This is a genomic window from Pseudomonas sp. Hp2 (assembly GCF_006386585.1).
Classification (GTDB): domain Bacteria; phylum Pseudomonadota; class Gammaproteobacteria; order Xanthomonadales; family Xanthomonadaceae; genus Pseudomonas_S; species Pseudomonas_S boreopolis.
This window is the reverse complement of record NZ_VAHJ01000002.1, coordinates 219,539-240,309: the sequence shown is the minus strand read 5'-3', so window position 1 is coordinate 240,309 and position 20,771 is coordinate 219,539. Positions and strand designations below refer to the sequence as shown.

The 20,771-nt window shown below is 69.9% G+C and carries 15 protein-coding genes and 2 pseudogenes; 7 read left to right on the top strand and 10 right to left on the bottom strand.

The genetic code is table 11. The features are described from left to right. Nucleotides 1-3 precede the first annotated feature (3 nt). The 4 genes from FD678_RS06040 to efp form a co-directional block, all read right to left on the bottom strand. Complete coding sequence (locus tag FD678_RS06040) at nt 4-756, bottom strand: phosphoglycolate phosphatase (RefSeq protein WP_140720408.1); 753 nt, start codon at nt 754-756, stop codon at nt 4-6. Continuing rightward, on the bottom strand, nt 753-1,469 hold the full coding sequence (ubiG, locus tag FD678_RS06035) for a bifunctional 2-polyprenyl-6-hydroxyphenol methylase/3-demethylubiquinol 3-O-methyltransferase UbiG (protein ID WP_140720406.1): 717 nt from the start codon (nt 1,467-1,469) through the stop codon (nt 753-755). Before ubiG ends, FD678_RS06040 begins: the two co-directional genes overlap by 4 nt. Nucleotides 1,470-1,595: 126 nt before the next feature. Then, the gene (locus FD678_RS06030; protein ID WP_140720404.1) at nt 1,596-2,942 is read right to left on the bottom strand and encodes a TRZ/ATZ family hydrolase; all 1,347 of its coding nucleotides are present in this window, start codon (nt 2,940-2,942) and stop codon (nt 1,596-1,598) included. 203 nt (nt 2,943-3,145) lie between these two features. After that, the gene (gene efp, locus FD678_RS06025) at nt 3,146-3,712 is read right to left on the bottom strand and encodes an elongation factor P (protein ID WP_140720403.1); all 567 of its coding nucleotides are present in this window, start codon (nt 3,710-3,712) and stop codon (nt 3,146-3,148) included. A 138-nt stretch (nt 3,713-3,850) separates the two neighbouring features. On the opposite strand from efp, the gene epmB reads away from it, so the two are divergent. Next, on the top strand, nt 3,851-4,855 hold the full coding sequence (gene epmB, locus FD678_RS06020) for an EF-P beta-lysylation protein EpmB (protein ID WP_218569544.1): 1,005 nt from the start codon (nt 3,851-3,853) through the stop codon (nt 4,853-4,855). 215 nt (nt 4,856-5,070) lie between these two features. On the opposite strand, the gene FD678_RS06015 is transcribed toward epmB, so the two are convergent. Continuing rightward, nucleotides 5,071-7,182 carry a putative bifunctional diguanylate cyclase/phosphodiesterase gene (locus FD678_RS06015; RefSeq protein ID WP_140720401.1) on the bottom strand — a complete coding sequence of 704 codons (2,112 nt, stop codon included), beginning with the start codon at nt 7,180-7,182 and terminating at the stop codon, nt 5,071-5,073. A 232-nt stretch (nt 7,183-7,414) separates the two neighbouring features. After that, nucleotides 7,415-8,185, bottom strand: a complete 771-nt coding sequence (locus FD678_RS06010; protein WP_140720400.1) for an RNA methyltransferase — start codon at nt 8,183-8,185, stop codon at nt 7,415-7,417. A gap of 116 nt (nt 8,186-8,301) precedes the next feature. Between FD678_RS06010 and FD678_RS06005 the strand changes: the two genes are divergently transcribed. Then, nucleotides 8,302-9,117 carry an inositol monophosphatase family protein gene (locus FD678_RS06005; protein ID WP_140720399.1) on the top strand — a complete coding sequence of 272 codons (816 nt, stop codon included), beginning with the start codon at nt 8,302-8,304 and terminating at the stop codon, nt 9,115-9,117. Nucleotides 9,118-9,242: 125 nt separating this feature from the next. Here the strand turns inward: FD678_RS06005 and FD678_RS06000 are convergent, their stop codons facing one another. Further along, nucleotides 9,243-10,391, bottom strand: a complete 1,149-nt coding sequence (locus FD678_RS06000) for an acyl-CoA dehydrogenase family protein (RefSeq protein WP_140720398.1) — start codon at nt 10,389-10,391, stop codon at nt 9,243-9,245. A 168-nt stretch (nt 10,392-10,559) separates the two neighbouring features. Between FD678_RS06000 and FD678_RS05995 the strand changes: the two genes are divergently transcribed. From FD678_RS05995 to FD678_RS05975, 5 genes and pseudogenes are all read left to right on the top strand, one after another. Next, nucleotides 10,560-11,555 (top strand): ArsR/SmtB family transcription factor, encoded by a 996-nt coding sequence (locus tag FD678_RS05995; RefSeq protein WP_140720396.1) that lies wholly within the window; start codon nt 10,560-10,562, stop codon nt 11,553-11,555. After that, nucleotides 11,552-12,652 (top strand): annotated as a pseudogene (locus FD678_RS05990) (homocysteine S-methyltransferase family protein); the annotation flags it as partial. The gene FD678_RS05995 and the pseudogene FD678_RS05990, both read left to right, overlap by 4 nt. Before the next feature lie 37 nt (nt 12,653-12,689). Beyond that, on the top strand, nt 12,690-13,289 hold the full coding sequence (locus FD678_RS05985) for a short chain dehydrogenase (protein ID WP_140720392.1): 600 nt from the start codon (nt 12,690-12,692) through the stop codon (nt 13,287-13,289). A 17-nt stretch (nt 13,290-13,306) separates the two neighbouring features. After that, nucleotides 13,307-16,057: pseudogene (metH, locus tag FD678_RS05980) on the top strand (methionine synthase); the annotation flags it as partial. 5 nt (nt 16,058-16,062) lie between these two features. Next, on the top strand, nt 16,063-16,959 hold the full coding sequence (locus FD678_RS05975; RefSeq protein WP_140720387.1) for an NAD-dependent epimerase/dehydratase family protein: 897 nt from the start codon (nt 16,063-16,065) through the stop codon (nt 16,957-16,959). 55 nt (nt 16,960-17,014) lie between these two features. Here the strand turns inward: FD678_RS05975 and FD678_RS05970 are convergent, their stop codons facing one another. Genes FD678_RS05970 through fucP form a run of 3 tightly spaced genes read right to left on the bottom strand, consistent with a single transcriptional unit; the run spans nt 17,015 to nt 20,528 of the window. Continuing rightward, on the bottom strand, nt 17,015-18,256 hold the full coding sequence (locus FD678_RS05970; protein ID WP_140720385.1) for an AGE family epimerase/isomerase: 1,242 nt from the start codon (nt 18,254-18,256) through the stop codon (nt 17,015-17,017). Next, nucleotides 18,253-19,245 (bottom strand): carbohydrate kinase family protein, encoded by a 993-nt coding sequence (locus FD678_RS05965; protein WP_218569543.1) that lies wholly within the window; start codon nt 19,243-19,245, stop codon nt 18,253-18,255. Before FD678_RS05965 ends, FD678_RS05970 begins: the two co-directional genes overlap by 4 nt. Next, a complete protein-coding gene (fucP, locus tag FD678_RS05960; protein WP_140720381.1) occupies nt 19,242-20,528 on the bottom strand; it encodes an L-fucose:H+ symporter permease in 1,287 nt (428 codons plus the stop codon). The genes FD678_RS05965 and fucP overlap by 4 nt, the downstream gene beginning before the upstream one ends. Between the last annotated feature and the right edge of the window lie 243 nt (nt 20,529-20,771).

Genomic DNA, 20,771 nt, shown 5'->3' with positions numbered 1-20,771 from the left:
CGATCAGGCGCGATCGGCCACGGCCGGCCAGGCTTCCGGCCGCAGCAACTGCGACGGTCGTTCGGCGAGCACGTCGGCGCGCCACGCCAACGGGTCGTCCCCGTCCAGCCGGTAGCCCCACAGCGCCGCCACCGACGGCATGCCGGCCGCCTGCGCGGCCAGGACGTCGCGCTCGTCGTCGCCGACGTAGACGCACTCCCCGGCCGCCACGCCGATGCGCTCGGCGGCGACCAGCAGCGGCAACGGATGCGGCTTGCGCTCGGCCAGCGTGTCGCCGCCGATCAGCACCGCGCAGCGTGTCTCCCAGCCCAGTTGCGGCAGGATCAGCCGGGCCAGGTACTCGGGCTTGTTGGTGACGATGCCCCAGGTCGTCCCGTGCGCTTCCAGCGCATCGAGCATCGCCGCCACGCCGTCGAACAGCACCGCGTGGCGGCCGAGCAGCGCCTCGTAGCGGTCGAGGAACTCCGGCACCAGCGCGTCGCGCTCGTCCTGCGGCAACTCGGGGAACGCCACGCCGAGCATCGCCCGCGACCCCTTGGACACCACCGGCCGCAGCCGTTCCAGCGCCAAGGGCCCGCGGCCGCGCTCGGCGAGCATCAGGTTGGCGGTCGCCAGCATATCCGGCGCGCTGTCGAGCAGGGTGCCGTCGAGGTCGAACAGCACCGCGCGGGGAAAACCGGGGCCCGGACCGGCCAACGCCTGGGCCGGGAGGTCGCCGCACCCGCCTTCGCCCGGCTTCCCGGGACTTGGCTTCATGCCTTCACCGCGCAGGCCAGATAATTCACCTCGGTGCGCGACGACAGCCGCGCGCGGTTGCGCCACGGCTCGTAGGCCATGCCGCTGACGTCCTCCAGCTGCAACCCGGCCTGGCGCAGCCAGGAGGCCAGCTCGGCCGGCTTGATGAAGTCCTGGTAGCGGTGCGTGCCCTTCGGCAGCAGCCGCGCCACGTACTCCGCGCCGACCACCGCCAGCGCGAACGCGGCCGGCGTGCGGTTGATCGTCGACAGGAACAGGCGTCCGCCGGGCTTCAGCAAGTGCGCGCAGGCATCGACGATCGAAGTCGGGTCCGGCACGTGCTCGAGCATCTCCATGCAGGTGATCGCATCGAACGAGGCCGGCTCGGCGGCGGCCAGTTCTTCCACCGCCTGCACGCGGTAGTCGACCTGCACGCCCGATTCCAGCCCGTGCAGGCGCGCGACCTTGACCAGCTCGGGCGCCAGGTCGATCGCGGTCACCTGCGCGCCCTGCCGGGCCAGCGCCTCGCTGAGCAGGCCGCCGCCGCAGCCGACGTCGAGCACGCGCGCGCCGGGCAGCGCCACGCGCCCGGCCACGTACTGCAATCGCACCGGGTTCAGCGCGTGCAGCGGCTTCTGCGGGCCGTCCTCGTCCCACCAGCGGTTGGCCAGCGCGGCGAATTTGTCGAGCTCGGCCTGGTCGAAGTTGGCGCTATGGGAATGAGGGCTGTTCATTTCGTCATTGTTCTCTTGGTTCGTCATTCCCGCGAAAGCGGGAATCCATGGACTTCCGCGACGACTTCCGGCGATCTGCACGAACGTCCATGGCTTCCCGCTTTCGCGGGAATGACGAGAATTGGTTCAACTCGCCCGGATCGTAGCAATCCGCGCCCGCCACTGGCGTGCATTGGCGACCAGCGCCGCCACGTCCATGCCGACCAGCTCGCGCCGGTCCAGCTTGCGCTTGCCGGCGATCCAGACGTCGCTGACCTGCTGGCGGCCGGTCGCGTAGACCAGCTGCGAGAGCACGTGGTGCAACGGCTGGGTCTCCAGCGCGGACAGGTCGACGCAGACCAGGTCGGCCTGCTTGCCGACCTCGATCGAACCGATCCTGCCGTCGAAGCCGAGCGCGCGCGCGCCGCCCAGCGTGGCCGCGCGCAGCGTGGTGGCCGCATCCAGCGCGGTGGCGTCGTTGGCCACGGCCTTGGCCAGGATCGCCGCGGTGCGGTTCTCGCTGAACATGTCCAGGTCGTTGTTGCTGGCGCAGCCGTCGGTGCCGATCGCCAGGTTCACGCCGGCGCGCACCAGCGCACAGGCCGGGCAGAAGCCCGAAGCCAGCTTCAGGTTGGATTCCGGGCAGTGCACGACGTGCACGCCGCGCTCGGCGCACAGGTGGATCTCGCCCTCGGTCAGCTGGGTCATGTGCACCGCGATCAGGCGGTCGTTGACCAGGCCGAGCCGGTCCAGGCGCGCCAGCGGGCGCTGGCCGTGCTGGCCGAGCGAATCGGCGATCTCCTGGGCGGTCTCGTGGGTGTGCAGGTGCACCGGTACGTCGAGCTGGTCCGACAGCATCCGCACCCGCTCGAAATTGGCATCGCTGACGGTGTACGGCGCATGCGGCGCGAACGAGGTGCCGATCAGCGGGTCGCCGCGCCACTGGTCGTGCAGTTCGGCGGCACGGTCGAAGTACTCGTCGTCGGACTTGGCCCACGCCGTGGGGAAATCGATGATCACCGCGCCGACCAGCGCGCGGAAACCGTGCTTCTTGTAGACGGCCGCCTGCACGTCGGCGAAGAAGTAGTTCTCGTTGGCGCAGGTGGTGCCGCCGCGCAACATCTCGGCGATCGCCAGGGTGGTGCCGTCGGCGACGAATTCCGGCCCGATCACCGCGGTCTCGACCGGCCAGATGTGCTCGCGCAGCCAGGTCATCAGCGGCAGGTCGTCGGCGACGCCGCGCAGCAGCGTCATCGGGTTGTGGGTATGCGCGTTGACCAGGCCCGGGATCAGCGCCGCCTCGGGACGCGACACCGTCTCGGCCGGCGCGAAGCGCGCGCGCGCCTGTTCGCGCGGCAACAGCGCGACGATCTCGCCGCCGCGCACGGCCACCGCATGGTCTTCCAGCACCACCGCATGCGGCTCGACCGGGACGACGTAGCCGGCCTCGATCAGCAGGTCGCAGGGCTCGGGAATGCTGTGCGGTTCGGTCATGCTGGGGCCATCGGTTGTGGGAGAGGCCGCCGCCGGAAACCGGCGAGGCGATGCGTCCACCGGCGTCCCCGCGCAGGCGGGGGCCCAGGGACTCCTGCTTCAGGGCTTGCGGAACGGCTGCTCGGCGGCAGCGACGCAAGTCCCCGGGGCCCCGCCTGCGCGGGGACCGCGATCCGGCAAAACCGCGGCCGCGGGCCGGATCGTCACTTCACGCGCGAGACGTACTCGCCGGAGCGGGTGTCCACGCGGATCACTTCGTCCTGGCCGACGAACAGCGGCACGCGCACGACCGCGCCGGTCTCCAGCGTGGCCGGCTTGCCGCCGCCGCCCGAGGTGTCGCCGCGGACGCCGGGGTCGGTCTCGGTGATCTTCAGCTCGACGAAGTTCGGCGGCTGCACGGCGATCGGCGTGCCGTTCCACAGCGTCACCACGCACTCCTCCTCGCCCTTGAGCCACTTCTCGGCGCCGCCCATGCCGGCCTTGTCGGCCTGGACCTGCTCGAAGGTCTCCTGCTGCATGAAGTGCCAGTACTCGCCGTCGCTGTACAGGTACTGCATGTCGGTGTCGACCACGTCCGCCGCCTCGACCGAGTCGGTCGACTTCATGGTGATTTCCTGCACGCGGCCGCTCTTGATCAGGCGGTACTTCACGCGGGTGAACGCCTGGCCCTTGCCCGGCTTGACGTACTCGGTGTCGGTGATGATCGCGGGTTCGCCGTTGATCAGGATCTTCATCCCGTTCTTGACGTCGTTCATGCCGTAACTGGCCATGCTGTAGCTCCTCGGATAGGCAAAACCGCCGCGGGGAGCGGCCGGCCGGATGGGAATTGTTTAAACTCAGCGCCAGCCCGCCGCGACCGGCGGGCGTTCGTTTTCTGACCGCACATGATAACCGCAGCCCCGATTTCCTTGCAGCCTTCCCCGCTCCGCGCCGCCGCCAGCCGCTGGCAGCAGGCCTGGCGCGAGGCCGTGCGCGACCCGCGCGAACTGCTCGGCATGCTGGGCCTGGACGCCGCGGCGGCGGGCATCTCCGACGAAGCGGCGGCCCAGTTCGCGCTGCGGGTGCCCCGCGGCTTCGTCGCGCGCATGCGCCATGGCGACCTGAACGACCCGTTGCTGCGGCAGGTGCTGCCGGTGGTCGAGGAGACGCGGGTGGTCCCGGGCTTCGCCCTCGACGCGGTCGGCGACGGCGCGGCGAAGAAGGCCACCGGCGTGATCCAGAAGTACCGCGGCCGCGCCCTGCTGGTCGCCACCGGCAGCTGCGCGGTGCACTGCCGCTATTGCTTCCGCCGGCACTTCCCGTATGCGGAGGAGACCGCCGCGCGCGACGGCTGGCGCGAGGCGGTGGCCGCGATCGCCGCCGATCCCGGCATCGACGAGGTGCTGCTGTCCGGCGGCGACCCGCTGTCGCTGGCCACGCCGAAACTGGCCGAGCTGACCGAGGCCCTGCGCGCCATCCCGCACCTCAAGCGCCTGCGCATCCACAGCCGCTTGCCGGTGGTGCTGCCCGAGCGCGTGGACGGCGCGCTGCTGGACTGGCTGTCCGCGCTGCCCTGGCCGGTGGCGTTCGTGATCCATGCCAACCATGCCAACGAGTTCGACGGTTCCGTCGACGCCGCGCTCGCGGCGCTGCGCGGCACCGGCGCGCAGTTGCTGAACCAGGCGGTGCTGCTGCGCGGCGTCAACGACGACGTGGAGGCGCTGGCCGCGCTCAGCGAGCGCAGCTTCGCCGCCGGCGTGCTGCCCTACTACCTGCACCAGCTCGATCGCGTCGCCGGCGTCGCGCACTTCGAGGTCGACGACGAACGCGCGCGCGCGCTGCACGCCGAACTGGCCGCGCGCCTGTCCGGCTACCTGGTGCCGCGGCTCGTGCGCGAGATCCCCGGCGACACCGGCAAGCGGCCTCTGGCGTAGGGCTATCGGGATTCGGGATTCGGGATTCGGGATTCGGGATTCGGGATTCGGAAAAAGCATCTTTGCCCGGCTCCAGTCGTCAAGCGGCCCGGCGCTTTTCGCGGGTTCTTGCTTCCTGCTTCCCGTAGGGACTCCAGTCCCAGCAGGGCCTTGCCGACCATCCGTCGGGACAGAAGTCCCTCCCACAACACGGCCCCAGACCCGGGCCCCGCCCGCTACGACAGCAGCCGCACCAGCTCGCCGTTGCTCAGCGGATGGCTGAACCAGTAGCCCTGGCCGAGGTCGCAGCCGCGTTCGCGCAGCAGGTCGAACTGGCCTTCCCGCTCGATGCCCTCGGCCACCACGGTGATGCCCAGCGAGTGCGCCATCGCGATGATCGCGGTGGTCAGGGCCAGGTCGTCCGGGTCGCGTTGCAGGTCGGCCACGAAGCTCTTGTCGATCTTCACCCCGTCCACCGGCGCCTGGCGCAGGTGGCTGAGGCCGGAGAAGCCGGTGCCGAAGTCGTCCAGCCAGACCTTGACCCCGGTGCGGTGCAACTGGTCGAGCAGGCTGGCGGCCAGCATCTCGTCGCCGATCAGCGCCGTTTCGGTCAGCTCCAGGTGCAGGCGCGAAGGCGGCAGGCCGGACTCGGCGAGGCAGCGCGCCACCATGTCGGTCAGGTCGCCGCCGCGCAGCTGGCGCGACGACACGTTGACCGAGATGAACAGGTCCGGCAGGCCCGGCCGCTGCGGCCAGCGCACCGCGTCCAGGCAGGCCGCGCGCAGCACCTTCAGGCCGATCTCCTCGATCAGCCCGCTCTGCTCGGCGACGTCGATGAAGGTGGACGGCGGGATCATGCCCAGCGCCGGGTGCTTCCAGCGCAACAGCACTTCCGCCCCGACCATGGCGCGGTCGGAAGTGCGATGGATCGGCTGGTAGACCAGCCGCAGCTCGCCGCGCTCCCACGCGCCGCGCAGCTCCTGCTCCATGTGCACGCGGCGCTCGAGCGCGTGGTCCATCGCGCGGCTGTAGAAACGATGGCAGTTCTTGCCGGCCATCTTGGCCTGGTACATCGCGATGTCGCCCTTCTTCAACAGCGCGGTGGCGTCGTGGGCGTCGTCCGGGAACAGCGCGATGCCGATCGAGGTGCCCAGGAACACCTCGCGCTCCTGCACCTGCAGCGGCTTGCGCAATTCCTGCACCAGGCGCTCGGCCAGCCGTGCCGAGGCCGCCTGCGCCTTCCCGGTCCCGACCAGCATCACGAACTCGTCGCCGCCGAAGCGCGCGAGCACCGCGTCCTCGCCGCCGATGTCGCTCACCGCGGCGCCGATGCGGGCGGCGAACTGCAACAGCACCTGGTCGCCGGCCTCGTGCCCCAGGGTGTCGTTGACCCGCTTGAAGTCGTCGATGTCGGCGAACAGCAGCGCCAGCTGGCCGCCGCAGGCGCGTGCGGCCTCCAGCCGCAGGTCCAGCGACTGGCGGAACGCCAACCGGTTGGACAACCCGGTCAGCGCATCGGTGTAGGCCATCCGCCGCACTTCGCGATCATGGCGCTCGATGCCCTCGCTCATCCGCCCGAACGCGCGCAGCAGCTCGCCCAGCTCGTCGCGGCGCGACGTCGTCCACGGCTTCACCGAGTAGTCGCCGCTCTCGATCCGCCGCGCCGCGCCGGCCAGCCAGCGGATCGGCGCCACCAGCGTGCGCTGGACATAGAACGCGACCGCCACGCCGCCGGCGACCAGCCCCGCCAGCAACAGCAGCAACCAGATCATGTCGCGCTTGCCGACTTCGTCCAGGCGCCGGCGCAGGCGCTCGTTGGCCTCGGCCTCGATCTGCGCCGCCTGCGCCAGCGACATGCCGACCCGCACGCAGCCGATCAGGCGCTTGCCGCCCAGCACCGGCACCGCCACGTCCAGCACGTCGCCCACGGGGCGCACCTGCTGCTGCCGGTCCACCATCGCCGACAGGGCCAGCGGGTCCGGCAACGCCGGCTCCACCGAGCGCCCGCTCTCGTCGATGAGCAGGCGGCCTTGCGCGTCGTACAAGCGCGCGTAGCTCACCAGGCGCTGCCGCGCCGCGTTGTGGACCAGCCGCCCGGCCTCCTTCATGTTGGATTCCAGCAACGGATCGTCCATCACCTCGGCCAGCGCATTGGCGATCGACTCGCCGCGCGCGCGCAGGCCGTGCTCGAACAATTCGTGGATGGTGCCGCCGCTGAGCGCGCGCACCTCGCGCTGCATCGAGGCCTGGCGCTGCAGCAGCAGCGCCAGGATCCCCGCCAGCAGCACGAAGCCCAGGCCCATCCCCAGCAGGAAGCGGGCCTGCATGCCGAACCGGAACCGGGTCATCGCACCTGCGCCGTCAAGCATCGGAGCCGCCGGCGCATGTCGTCGGGACAGCACGGGCCGCACCTGGCCGCCCGCTCAATCGTGGAACCAACAAGAGCGATATCCCCCCGGAAAAATCCGCCAGAGCCTAGCGGAAACCCGATGGCGGTGGAACGGCAAAGGAGCGCGCAGCCTTCGCTTCCGCGTGCGCAGGCGTTCCGTACCCTGCCGCATTCGACGCCGGGGCCGCCGCCTATTCCTCGGAAGGCATGTACTTGCGCGCCAGTCCCGCCATGCGCTGGGCATCGGACAGGATGCCCCGCAGCAACCGGACTTCCTGCTCGGTCGGCTCGGCCTTGGCGAACAGCCTGCGCAGCTTGCGCATCGCCGAGTCCGGCGAGCGGCCCTTGTGGAAGTCGATCTCGTCGAGCGTTTCGCCGAGCTGGCCGAACAGGCCTTCCATCTGCGCATGGCTGGCCGGGCCCTCGCGGAACCCGGGCTCGCTCGCCTGCACCGGCGCGTCCGCGGCCGCCAGCATCGCCAGCCGCACCTCGTAGGCCAGCACCTGGACCGCCGCGGCCAGGTTGAGCGAGCTGAAGTCCGGATCGGACGGGATGTGCACCGCCAGGTGGCACAGCTGCAGTTCCTCGTTGGTCAGGCCGGTGCGTTCGCGACCGAAGACGACCGCGACCTCGCCGCCGGCCTGGGCCCGGTCCACGGCCCGCTTGCCCGCCACCGCCGGCAGCAGCTCTTCCAGTTGCACGCGCCGCGAACGCGCGGTGCAGCCGAGCACCAGGGTGCAATCGGACACGGCCTCGGCCAGGGTCGCGAACACCGGCGCGTCCCCGAGCAGGTCCTCGGCCCCCGCCGAGCGCCGGTAGGCCTCCTCGTCCGGCAGGCGCTCGGGCGCCACCAGCACCAGCCGCGCCAGGCCCATCGTCTTCATGGCCCGGGCGGCGGCGCCGATGTTGCCCGGGTGCTGGGTGCCGACGAGGACGAAACGGATGCGACGCGAGACAGACATGAACGGCCATTCGGGAGCGGATCGGCCGTAGATGGTAAACTGCGCGGCCGGCCCCGCGCCGGACCGCTCTTTTCCCCCGCCAGTCCTGTCCTTCTGCCTTCACGGGAGTCTTCGCCATGCAGAAACCCGCCGTCACCGTCATGGTCAAGGCCGCCCGCCTCGCCGGCAACGTCCTGTTGCGCAACATCAACAAGCTCGAAGCCCTGAACGTGGTGCAGAAGGGACGCATGGACTACGCCAGCGAGGTGGATGCCGACGCCGAGAAGGTGATCGTCAAGGAACTCAAGCGCGCCTACCCCGACTACGGCATCTTCGGCGAGGAAGGCGGCCTGCAGGGCAACGGCCGGCAGATGTGGGTGATCGACCCGCTCGACGGCACCAGCAACTACCTGCGCGGCTTCCCGCACTACTGCGTCTCGATCGCGCTGGTCGAGAACGGCGAGCCGACCGACGCGGTGATCTTCGACCCGCTGCGCAACGAGCTGTTCACCGCCAGCAAGGGCGCCGGCGCGGTCCTCAACGACCGCCGCATCCGCGTCACCGAACGCAAGGACCTGGAAGGCACCGTGATCAACACCGGCTTCCCGCCGCGCGAGCGGGCCCGGGCCAGCGCCCAGCTCAAGTGCGTGGACGCGCTGCTGGCGCACGCCGAGGACATCCGCCGCACCGGCTCGGCCGCGCTCGACCTGGCCTATGTCGCCTGCGGCCGCGCCGACGCCTACTTCGAGGCCGGCGTGAAGGCCTGGGACATCGCCGCCGGCGTATTGCTGGTGCGCGAGGCCGGCGGCCGCGTCTGCGATTTCAAGGGCGCCGCGCCGGCGCGGATGGACAACAAGGGTCCGGAAACGCGCCAGATCGTGGCCGGCAACATCAAGGTCGCCGATGCGCTGCAGAAGGTGATCGTCAACAGCGGCTACGCGCGCGAGTTCTGAGGGGCACGGGATTCGGGATTGGGGATTCGTAAAAGCGATGCCCGGTCCCTGTAGCAGGAAGGCCGCCACGAGGGCGGCCTTCCTGCTTTTACCGAATCTCGAATCCCGGATCCCCAATCCCAGTCTCACCGCAGCCCGGTCTCGTTGCGCGCGATCACCAGGCGCTGGATCTCCGAGGTGCCTTCGTAGATCTCGGTGATCTTGGCGTCGCGGAAATAGCGCTCCAGCGGCATTTCCTTCGAATAGCCCATGCCGCCGTGGATCTGCACCGCCTGGTGGGTGATCCACATCGCCGCCTCCGAGGCCACCAGCTTGGCCATCGACGCCTCGGTGCCGAACTTCCGCCCCTGTCCTTTCAGCCAGGCCGCGCGCAGCGTCAGCAGCAGCGCCGCGTCGAGCTTGCACTTCATGTCGGCGATCTTGGCCTGGGTCATCTGGAAGCTGCCGATCGCCTGCCCGAAGGCCTTGCGGTCCTTCACGTATTCCAGCGTGGCCTCGTAGGCGGCGCGGGCGATGCCCACCGCCTGCGAGGCGATGCCGATGCGGCCGGCGTCGAGCACGCTCATCGCGGTCTTGAAGCCCTCGCCCTCCGCACCCACCACGTCCTCCGGACGGGCCACGTAGTCGACGAACTCGATCTCGCAGGTGGCCGAGGCGCGGATGCCGAGCTTCGGCTCGGTCTTGCCGCGCGAGAACCCCGGCCGGTCGGTATCGACCATGAACGCGGTGATGCCGCGCGAGCCCTTCTCCGGCTCGGTCATCGCGAACAGGATGATGTACTTGGCGACCGGGCCGGAGGTGATCCAGCTCTTCTTGCCGTTGATGACGAAGCTGCCGTCGGCCTGCTTCACCGCCCGGCAGCGCATCGCCGAGGCGTCCGAGCCCGATTGCGGCTCGGTCAGCGCGAACGCGCCGACGTGGGCACCCTCGGCGATCGCGCGCACGTAGGTCTGCTTCTGCGCCTCGGTGCCGTTCTTGAGGATGCCGGTGCAGAACAGCGAGTTGTTGACCGACATGATCGTCGAGTGCGCGGCGTCCCCGGCGGCGACCTCCACCATCGCCAGCACGTAGCTGACCGGGTCCATGCCGGCGCCGCCGTACTCGACCGGCACCTCGATGCCCATCAGGCCGTTCTCGCCGAGCAGCCGGATGTTTTCCAGGGGGAACTCGCCGGTCCGGTCGAAATGCTCCGCGCTCGGCGCGATCTTCTCCTGGGCGATCCGGCGCGCGACGTCCTGGATCATCAATTGTTCTTCGGTAAAGCTGAAATCCACGTGGGGACCCTCCCGGGGCATGGGCGACGACCCCGCTCGAGCCGCCCATGGAGGCGCCGCCCTGCGGGGAGGCCGCAATTCTAACCACAACCATTCGCATGCGTATGTAGGTTGACCCCGGCCGCCCGCCCCGCGAAAATATCTCGATATCGCGATACAGAGATATTTATGGACCTGGAAGACTGGTCGACCCGCCTGAAGGTCTTCGCCGACGCCACCCGCGTGCGCCTGCTGGCCCTGCTCGAGCAGGAGGAGCTGACCGTGGCCGAGCTGTCGGCGATCACCCGCCTGGCGCAACCGCGCGTGTCCACCCATCTCGCCAAGCTCAAGGAAGCCGGCCTGGTCCGCGACCGTCGCGCCGGCGTCTCGGCCTACTACCGCTTCGACGAGGCCCAGCTCGACCCCGCCCAGCGCGCGCTTTGGCAGGCGCTGAGCACCGGCAGCGACGATCCGCTGCTGCGCCAGGACGCCGAGCGCGTCCCCGCCGTGCTGGCGATGCGCGCGGCCGACCAGAACTGGGCCGACACCGTGGCCGGCGACATGGAGCGCCACTATTCGCCGGGCCGGACCTGGGAGGCGCTGGCGCGCACCGCGCTGCCGCTGCTGGAGACCGGCGACGTGCTCGACATCGCCTCCGGCGACGGCGTGCTGGCCGAACTGGTGGCGCCGCATTCGCACCGCTACGTCTGCATCGACACCAGCGCGCGCGTGGTCGCCGCCGCCAGCGAGCGCCTGCGCAAGCTCAAGAACGTGGAGGTGCGCGAGGGCGACATGCACGCGCTGCCGTTCGCCGACCGCAGCTTCGACCTGGTGGTGCTGATGCACGCGCTCACCTATGCGGCCAAGCCCGCCCAGGCCGTGGCCGAGGCCGCGCGCGTGCTGCGCCCCGGCGGCCGGTTGCTGCTGTGCTCGCTGGCCAAGCACGAACACCGCGCCGCGGTGGAGGCCTACGGCCACGTCAACCTCGGCTTCACCGACAAGGAACTGCGCAAGTTCGTGGACAAGGCCGGGCTGGAGGTCTCCAGCCTGGAGACGGTCACGCGCGAAAAGCGCCCGCCGCACTTCGAGGTGATCTCGCTGATCGCGGTGAAGCCGGGACCGGGGAACGGGGATCCGGGACTCGACAGAGGCAAGAGCGGTTCGCCGCGGAGATCGGGATCATGACGCCCTCCCCTATCCCCGATCCCCAATCCCCCATCCCGGCTTCTCCGCCCTGGCTGCAGCCGCGGCGCGCCGAGAAACTGATCCAGGCACTGGGCGAACGCATCCTGGTCATCGACGGCGCGATGGGCACGATGATCCAGCGCTACCGGCTGGAGGAAGCCGACTATCGCGGCGAGCGCTTCGCGCACGGCTACGACGGCGCGCACGTCCATGGCCCCGGCTGCGACCATGCCCCGCAGGGCCATGACCTGAAAGGCAACAACGACCTGCTGCTGCTGACCAGGCCGGAGCTCATCGCCGAGATCCATCGCGCCTACCTGCAGGCCGGCGCCGACCTGGTCGAGACCAACACCTTCAACGCGACCTCGATCAGCCAGGCCGACTACCACCTCGAACACCTCGTCTACGAGCTCAACAAGGCCGGGGCCCGGGTCGCGCGCGCCGTCTGCGACGAGATCGAGGCCGCCACGCCGGACAAGCCGCGCTTCGTCATCGGCGTGCTCGGCCCGACCAGCCGCACCGCCTCGATCAGCCCGGACGTCAACGATCCCGGTTGCCGCAACACCAGCTTCGACGAACTGCGCGCCACCTATCGCGAGGCCATCGAAGGCCTGATCGACGGCGGCGCGGACACGCTGATGGTCGAGACGATCTTCGACACGCTCAACGCCAAGGCCGCGCTGTTCGCGATCGAGGAAGTCTTCGACGAGCGCGGCGGGCGGCTGCCGGTCATGATCTCCGGCACGATCACCGATGCCTCCGGCCGCACCCTGTCGGGGCAGACCGCCGAGGCGTTCCACGCCTCGCTCGCGCACGCCCGGCCGCTGTCGATCGGGCTGAACTGCGCGCTCGGCGCCAAGGACCTGCGCCCCCACGTGGAAACGCTGGCCACGGTCGCCGACTGCTACGTCAGCGCGCACCCCAACGCCGGCCTGCCCAACGCCTTCGGCGAGTACGACGAAAGTCCGGAGGAAATGGCCGCGACGCTGAAGGAATTCGCGCAGTCCGGCTTGCTCAACCTGGTCGGCGGCTGCTGCGGCACCACGCCGGACCACATCCGCGCGATCGCGCAAGCGGTGGCGGGCATCGCGCCAAGGCATCCCGCCGCCCTCTCCCATGCAGCATGAGGTAGCCATGAAGATCCTCCTCGTCGGTGCCAGCGGCACCCTCGGCCAGGCCGTCGCCGGCCTGCTCTCGCGCAAGCACGACGTGATCGCGGCCTCGCGCCGCAGCGAAACCCATCCGGTGGACCTGCGCGACGACGCCAGCGTCAGGGCGCTGTTCGAAAGGACCGGCCCGCTCGACGCCATCGTCGCCACCACCGGCAACGTCCACTTCGGCCCGCTCGACGCGATGGACGCCGCCCAGTTCGACGCCGGCCTGCAGGACAAGCTGCTCGGGCAGGTGCGCCTGGCGCTGGTCGGCCAGCACCATCTCCGCGACGGCGGCTCGATCACGCTGACCACCGGCATCCTCGCCGAACAGCCGATCGCGCACGGCGCCAACGCCACCGCGGTCAATGCCGCGATCGAGGGCTTCGTGCGCGCGGCAGCCTGCGAGCTGCCGCGCGGGCTGCGCATCAACGCGGTCAGCCCGAACGTGCTGCAGGAAGCCTGGGACGCCTACGCCGACTATTTCCCCGGCTTCGAGCCGGTATCCGCCGCGCGCGCCGCGATCGCCTACCAGCGCAGCGTCGAGGGCATACAGAGCGGCCAGGTATTCAAGGTCTGGTGATGTCCTCCGCGAACGCCGTCCCCCGCTACACCCGCCTGTCCGGCCTGGAACCGCTGGTCATCACCCCGGACCTGCTGTTCGTCAACGTCGGCGAGCGCACCAACGTCACCGGCAGCGCGCAGTTCCGCAAGCTGATCAAGGAAGAACGCTACGAGGAAGCCGTGGAGGTGGCGCGCCAGCAGGTCGCCAACGGCGCGCAGATCCTCGACGTGAACATGGACGAGGGCCTGATCGATTCCGAGAAGGCGATGACGCGCTTCCTCAACCTGATCATGTCCGAGCCAGACATCGCCCGGATCCCGGTGATGGTCGACTCGTCCAAGTGGAGCGTGATCGAGGCCGGGCTGAAGTGCCTGCAGGGCAAGAGCGTGGTCAACTCGATCTCGCTCAAGGAAGGCGAGGACGTCTTCGTCGAACACGCGCGCAAGGTGCTGCGCTACGGCGCGGCGGCGGTGGTCATGGCGTTCGACGAGGCCGGCCAGGCCGACACCTGCGCGCGCAAGGTCGAGATCTGCACGCGCGCCTACCGCATCCTGACCGAGCGGGTCGGCTTCCCGCCGGAAGACATCATCTTCGACCCCAACATCTTCGCGGTCGCCACCGGCATCGAGGAGCACGACAACTACGCGGTGGACTTCATCGAGGCCACCCGCATCATCAAGCGCACGCTGCCGCACTGCCACGTTTCCGGCGGCGTCTCCAACGTCTCGTTCTCGTTCCGCGGCAACGAGCCGGTGCGCCAAGCGATCCACTCGGTGTTCCTGTACCACGCCATCGCCGCGGGCATGGACATGGGCATCGTCAACGCCGGCGCGATGCCGATCTACGACGAACTCGATCCGGAGCTGCGCGAGCGCGTGGAGGACGTGATCCTCAACCGCCGCAAGGACGCCACCGAGCGCCTGCTGGAGATCGCCGAGCGCTACAAGAAGGCAGGTTCTCGGGACTCGGGTTCCGGGGCCCGGGAAAAGCTGGCCTGGCGCGAGAAGCCGGTACGCGAGCGCCTGTCGCATGCGCTGGTGCACGGCATCGACGAGTTCATCGAGGCCGACACCGAGGAAGCGCGGCTGCAGGCCGCGCGCCCGCTCGACGTGATCGAGGGCCCGCTGATGGACGGCATGAACGTGGTCGGCGACCTGTTCGGCGCCGGCAAGATGTTCCTGCCGCAGGTGGTGAAGTCAGCGCGGGTGATGAAGAAGGCGGTGGCCTACCTGCTGCCGTTCATCGAGGCGGAGAAGCTGCGCACCGGCGATTCGGGCAAGTCCAACGGCAAGATCGTGATGGCCACGGTCAAGGGCGACGTGCACGACATCGGCAAGAACATCGTCGGCGTGGTGCTGGCCTGCAACAACTTCGAGGTGGTGGACCTGGGCGTGATGGTGCCGGCGCAGACCATCCTCGACCGGGCCCGCGCGGAGAACGCCGACATCGTCGGGCTGTCCGGGCTGATCACGCCGTCGCTGGAGGAAATGAGCCACGTCGCGCGCGAGATGCAGCGGCAGGGATTCGACATCCCGCTGATGATCGGTGGCGCCACCACCTCGCGCGCGCACACCGCGCTGAAGATCGACCCGCACTACGCCGCGCCCACTGTATGGGTGAAGGACGCCTCGCGCGCGGTCGGCGTGGCGCAGTCGCTGATCTCGCGCGACCTGCGCGAGGCCTTCGTCGCCGCCAACGATGCCGACTACGCCGAGATCCGCCAGCGCCACCGCAACCGGGGCGACGCCAAGCGGCTGGTGCCGCTGGCCCAGGCGCGCGCGCAGAAGTTCGACGGCGGCTGGGACGCCTACGTCCCGCCGGAGCCGAAACGCCCCGGCCTGCACGTGTTCGACGACTACCCCTTGCAAGAGCTGGTCGAGTACATCGACTGGACCCCGTTCTTCCAGGCCTGGGAGCTGGCCGGCAAGTTCCCGGCGATCCTGGACGACGAGATCGTCGGAACCCAGGCCAGCGAGCTGTACCGCGACGCGCGCACGATGCTGGAAAGGATCGTCGCGGAGAGATGGCTGACCGCGAAGGCGGTGTTCGGGATCTGGCCGGCGAACAGCGTCGGCGACGATGTGGAGGTGATCCTGGCGGATCACCGGGATTCGGGATTCGGGATGGGGGATTCTCAAAACCAGAATCCCGCCTCTCCCGGATCCCGGCTCCTCCTGCACTTCCTGCGCCAGCAGGTCGACAAGCCCGTCGACCGCCCGGACTTCTGCCTGGCCGACTTCATCGCGCCGAAGGATTCCGGCGTGCGGGACTGGATCGGCGCGTTCGCTGTCACCGCCGGCATCGGCATCGAGCCGCACGTTGCGCGCTTCGAGGCGGCCCACGACGACTACAACGCGATCCTGCTCAAGGCCCTGGCCGACCGCCTGGCCGAGGCATTGGCCGAGCGCCTGCACCAGCGCGTGCGTACCGAGTTCTGGGGCTACGCCGGCGACGAAGCGCTCGACAACGAAGCGCTGATCGCCGAGCGTTACCGTGGCATCCGCCCCGCCCCCGGTTATCCGGCCTGCCCCGAGCACAGCGAGAAGGCCACGCTGTTCCGCCTGCTCGACGCCGGGGCCAACGCCGGCATGAGCCTGACCGAGAGCTTCGCGATGCTGCCGACCGCGGCCGTGTCCGGCTACTACTTCAGCCATCCCAAGAGCCAGTACTTCGTGGTCGGCCGACTCTCCAAGGAACAGGTCGCCGACTACGCCCGCCGCAAGGGCGCGGACCTGGCCCAGGCCGAGCGCTGGCTGGCCTCGAACCTGGACTACGATCCGGAGTGACCGCGATGAAGATCCTGGTCACCGGCAGCGCCGGCCGGGTCGGGCGTGCCATCCACGTCCGGCTGTCTGCCGCGCACGAGGTCGTGGGGCTGGACACCACCCCGAGTTCCACCAGCGAGCTGGTCGGCGACTTCGCCGATCCGGCACTGCTGGCCAGGGCATTGGCGGGCGCGGACGCGGTGGTGCACACCGCCGCGCTGCATGCACCGCACGTCCCCTATGCGTCCGAAGCGACGTTCCGCCGGATCAACGTCGACGGCACCCGCCGCTTGCTCGATGCAGCGGCGACGGCCGGCGTGCGGCGCATCGTGTTCACCAGCACCACCGCGCTGTACGGTACCGCGGCGACGCCGGCCGGGCGCGCCGGCTGGGTCGACGAAAACCTGCCTCCGGAACCGCAGACGATCTACCACCGCACCAAGCTGGAAGCCGAGCGGCTGCTCGAGCAGGCCGCGCTCCAGGGCGGTCCTTCGCTGCGGATCGTCCGCATGTCGCGCTGCTTCCCCGAGCCGGTGCAGGTAATGGCGGCGTTCCGCCTGCACCGCGGCATCGACGTGCGCGACGTGGCCGCCGCCCATGCCGCTGCCGTCACGCACGCCGGCGCGGCGGCGGAGCGCTTCGTGGTCTCGGGCGCCACGCCGTTCCTGCCCGAGGACGCCGCGGAGCTGGCACGGGATGCGCCCAGCGTGCTGGCCAGGCGCGCGCCGGCGCTGGTGAGTCGCTACGCCGAGCGAGGCTGGGCGCTCCCGGCCGCCATCGACCGGGTCTACGATCCGGCCCGTGCCATCGTCCGGTTGGGCTGGCGTCCCCGCTTCGGCTTCGACGAGGTGTTGGCCCAGTACGATGCCGGCGTACCCGAGGTGCTGCCCTACCGCGCGGACGCGAACGTCGCGCGCGAGTGACGCCCCCCGGCGGCGGAGCCGGCAGGCCGCCGGCCCCGTCGCCCCTGCGGGTCGCTCAACCCTGCCGCGGCCGCACCACGTTCAGCACCTCGTGGCAGGCGCCCATGGTGTGGTAGTCGGTCTTGCCGGCCGGGCTCTTCTCGTCGCTGTACTTGCGGTTGTCGGCGTCGAGGATGCGGTACCACGCGCCGTGGCGGTGATCGACCATGTGCTTCCAGGAATAGTCCCAGAGCCGGTCGTACCACTGCCAGTAACGCTCATCGCCACTGCGCTCGGCCAGCAGCGCCGCCGCGGCCAGCGACTCGGCCTGCACCCAGAAATACTTGTCGTCGTCGCAGATTTCCGCGTTCGTCAGCGCGGCGCCGGCGCGCTCGGACGCGGTGGGCGCGAAGCCGTAGTACAGACCGCCGCGCTTGTCGTCCCACGAGCGCGCCACCGCGGTATCGAACAGGTGCCGCGCGACCGGCAGCAGCCAATCGGCGCGGGTGTAGCGGTCCAGGATCATCAGCAGCTTGGCCCACTCGGTCTGGTGGCCGGGCTGGAAACCCCACGGGCGGAACAGGTGCCTGGGGTTGTCGCGGTTGTAGTCCCAATCGATCTCCCATCGCGCGTCGTAGTGCTCCCACACCAGCCCGCCGGCCTTGGCGGCCTGGCGGCGGGTCATGTGGTCGGCCAGCAGCAGCGCGCGGTCGAGGTAGCGCTGCTCGCCGCTGGCCTCGTAGGCCGCCAGCATCGCCTCGCACATGTGCATGTTGGCGTTCTGGCCGCGGTAGCCGGTGAAGTTCCACTGCGCATCGGCCTCGTCCCTGTACAGGCCGTACGCCGGCTCCCAGAAGCGCTGCTCGAGCAGGTTCCAGGTCTCGTCCATCCACGTCCTCGCCTGCTCGATGCCGGCCTTGAGGCCGCACGAGTAGGCCAGCAGCACGAACGCCAGGCCGTAGCAGTGGTTCATGTCGTCCTCGACCTTGCCGTCGCGCAGGGTCCAGGCGTAGCCGCCGGTGGCGGGGTTGCGGTGCACGTCGCGCAGGTAGGCCAGGCCGTGGCCGACCGCGTCCAGGTATTCGGCATTGCCGAACTCGCGGTACGCCATCGCGTAGTTGAAGACGAAGCGCGTGCTGCTGACCAGGTGGCGGTGGCCGGCGTCGTAGACGCTGCCGTCGTCGCGGAAGTAGTGGAAGAAGCCGCCGGCCGGATCGATGCAGCGCGGGTGGTAGAACGCCATCGTGTCGGCGATGTGGCTGCGCAGGAAATCGGCCGAACGGAAGTCCGGCGCGGGATGCTCGGGAAGTGGGGTCATGGTTGTTCCTGGATCAAGGTATCGACATCGGCGAGCGTCGGCATCGCCGCGAAAGCGCCCTTGCGGGTGACCGCGAGGGCACCGACCGCGGCAGCGAAACGCAGCGCCTGCGCGATCGCCTCCCGGTCGGCGCAAAAGCCGTCCAGCGCCGCCGCGCCCTGCAGCCGCCGCGCGAGCTGGTAGAGCAAGCCACCGACGAAGGCGTCGCCGGCAGCCGTGGTGTCCTGCACCTTCACGCGGAAGGCCGGCACTTCGCCGCGTTCCGCGCGCGTGGCCCAGCGCAGCGCGCTGCCGCCGTCCGTCACCAGCAGCAGTCGTGCGCGGCCCTGCCAGAGCTTCCGCTCGACGGCCGCCGCATCGGCCCCGAGCGTGCCGGCCAGGTAGTCCAGTTCCTCGCGCGAGAGCTTGACCACGTCGGCCAGGGCCAGCGCCTGCCACAGCCACGGCGCCGGATCCACCCCGGCGGGCCACAGCATCGGCCGCAGGTTGAGATCGAAACTGACGATCGCGCCGGCCGCCTGCGCGCGTCGCATGCCTTCCAGCGTGACCTCGGCGATGCCCGGCTCGGTCATGCTGTTGGAACACACGTGCAGCACCGCCGCCCCTTCGAACAGGCCCGCGGCGAAATGCTCGGCGCGGAACAGCAGGTCAGCCGCCGGCGGCCGGTAGAAGCTGAAGCTGCGCTCGCCGTGCTCGTCGAGGGCGACGAACGCCAGCGCGGTCTTGGCCTCGCGGGTGCGCACCACGCCATCGGTGGCGACCCCGGCCTCGCGCAGGCTCTGCAGCAGGAAATCGCCGAACATGTCCTCGCCCAGCATGCCGGCGAAATGGCTGTCGCCGCCGAGCCGGGCGACGGCCACGGCGACGTTGGCCGGTGCCCCGCCGGCGAACTGCAGGAACGCGCGCGGCGCGTCGGCGGTGGCCGGCGACTGCGCCAGCATGTCGATCAGCGCCTCGCCGAAACAGACGATCTTGTTCGCTCCGCTCACGCGCCAGCCTCCTTGGCCAGCTCGCCGCGCAGGCGCGAACCCCATACGCCGTAGAACACGATGTACAGGTAGCACAGCGCCGGCAGCAGGAACGACGGATGCAGGCCGATGTGGTCGGCCAGCTGGCCCTGCAGGTACGGCACGATCGCGCCGCCGACGATGGCCATGACCAGCAGGCTCGATGCGCGCCCGGTCAGCGGGCCGAGCCGCTCGATGCCCAGCGCGAAGATGGTCGGGAACATGATCGAGTTGAACAGCCCGATCGCCACCAGCGAATACACCGCGACCATGCCGGTCGTGGACACCGAGACGATCAGCAGCAGCGCGTTGACCAGCGCGAACAGCGACAGCAGCAGGCGCGGCGAGATCTTCGCCAGCAACGCCGAACCGATGAAGCGGCCGATCATCGCCATGGTCCAGTACGCCGACACGTAATGGGTCGCCTGCGCTTCGCTGAAGCCGCCGATCTGCGGCATCGAGAAATAATTGACCATCAGGCTGCCGATCGACACCTCGGCCCCGACGTAGAAGAAGATCGCCAGCACGCCGAACGCCACGTGCGGATGCCTCAACGCCTCGCCCAGCGTGTGGTGGTGGCCGGCGTCGCCCTTCTCGGTGGCCTCGGTCAGCGACGGCAGGCGGAACAGGAAGACGAACACCGCCAGCAGGAACAGCACGACCGCCAGGCCCAGGTACGGCCCCTGCACCGATTGCGCCTCCTGCACGCGGTAGGCGACCTGCTCGGCCTGCGGCAGCTGCGCGAGCTGGTCGCCGCTCATCACCGTGTTGGACAGGATCAGCCAACCGCCGATCAGCGGCGCGATCGCGGTGCCCAGCGAGTTGAACGCCTGCGCCAGCGTCAGCCGGCTCGACGCGCTGCGCTCCGGCCCCAGCAGCGAGACGTACGGGTTGGCCGCCACCTGCAGCACGGTGATGCCGGTGGCCAGCACGAACAGCGCGCCGAGGAAGGCGCTGTAGACGCGCAGCTCCGCCGCCGGCCAGAAGCCCAGCGCGCCGATGCCGGCGATCGCCAGTCCGGCGACGATGCCGTTCTTGTAGCCCAGTCGCGCCACCAGCCGTTCGGCCGGCAACGCCATCAGGAAATAGGCGCCGAAGAAGGTGAACTGCACGAGCATCGCGCGCGCGAAGTTCAGCTCGAACACCGACTTCAGGTGCGGGATGAGGATGTCGTTGAGACAGGTCAGGAAGCCCCACATGAAGAAGATCGTGGTGACGACCGTCAGTGCGACGCGATGGGTGACGGAGCGTTGGGTGGTAGTCATCGGGATACCGGCCGGGTGGAAAGGACACCCGCACGAGGACGTGCGGCGCTGGGTGATGGAGTGGTTCGAGGTGGTCCGCCGCGGGCGCGCAGGCACGGAGCTGCCCTGGAAGGCAGCGTCCGGGACGGTACGGCGGGGACTTTCGGGCGCTGCAACAGGAATCCCGCCGCCCCACCCCGTCGGTCCAGGCCCCGACCCGTGCGGGTCATGCAGGATTACGCCACGGCGGGGGCAAGAAAATGG

Bases quoted from the DNA above. Each gene is read 5' to 3' on its own strand.
- FD678_RS06040 (WP_140720408.1), bottom strand. From the start codon at position 756: ATGAAGCCAAGTCCCGGGAAGCCGGGCGAAGGCGGGTGCGGCGACCTC.
- ubiG (WP_140720406.1), bottom strand. From the start codon at position 1,469: ATGAACAGCCCTCATTCCCATAGCGCCAACTTCGACCAGGCCGAGCTC.
- FD678_RS06030 (WP_140720404.1), bottom strand. From the start codon at position 2,942: ATGACCGAACCGCACAGCATTCCCGAGCCCTGCGACCTGCTGATCGAG.
- efp (WP_140720403.1), bottom strand. From the start codon at position 3,712: ATGGCCAGTTACGGCATGAACGACGTCAAGAACGGGATGAAGATCCTG.
- FD678_RS06015 (WP_140720401.1), bottom strand. From the start codon at position 7,182: ATGACCCGGTTCCGGTTCGGCATGCAGGCCCGCTTCCTGCTGGGGATG.
- FD678_RS06010 (WP_140720400.1), bottom strand. From the start codon at position 8,185: ATGTCTGTCTCGCGTCGCATCCGTTTCGTCCTCGTCGGCACCCAGCAC.
- FD678_RS06005 (WP_140720399.1), top strand. From the start codon at position 8,302: ATGCAGAAACCCGCCGTCACCGTCATGGTCAAGGCCGCCCGCCTCGCC.
- FD678_RS05995 (WP_140720396.1), top strand. From the start codon at position 10,560: ATGGACCTGGAAGACTGGTCGACCCGCCTGAAGGTCTTCGCCGACGCC.
- FD678_RS05985 (WP_140720392.1), top strand. From the start codon at position 12,690: ATGAAGATCCTCCTCGTCGGTGCCAGCGGCACCCTCGGCCAGGCCGTC.
- FD678_RS05975 (WP_140720387.1), top strand. From the start codon at position 16,063: ATGAAGATCCTGGTCACCGGCAGCGCCGGCCGGGTCGGGCGTGCCATC.
- FD678_RS05970 (WP_140720385.1), bottom strand. From the start codon at position 18,256: ATGACCCCACTTCCCGAGCATCCCGCGCCGGACTTCCGTTCGGCCGAT.
- fucP (WP_140720381.1), bottom strand. From the start codon at position 20,528: ATGACTACCACCCAACGCTCCGTCACCCATCGCGTCGCACTGACGGTC.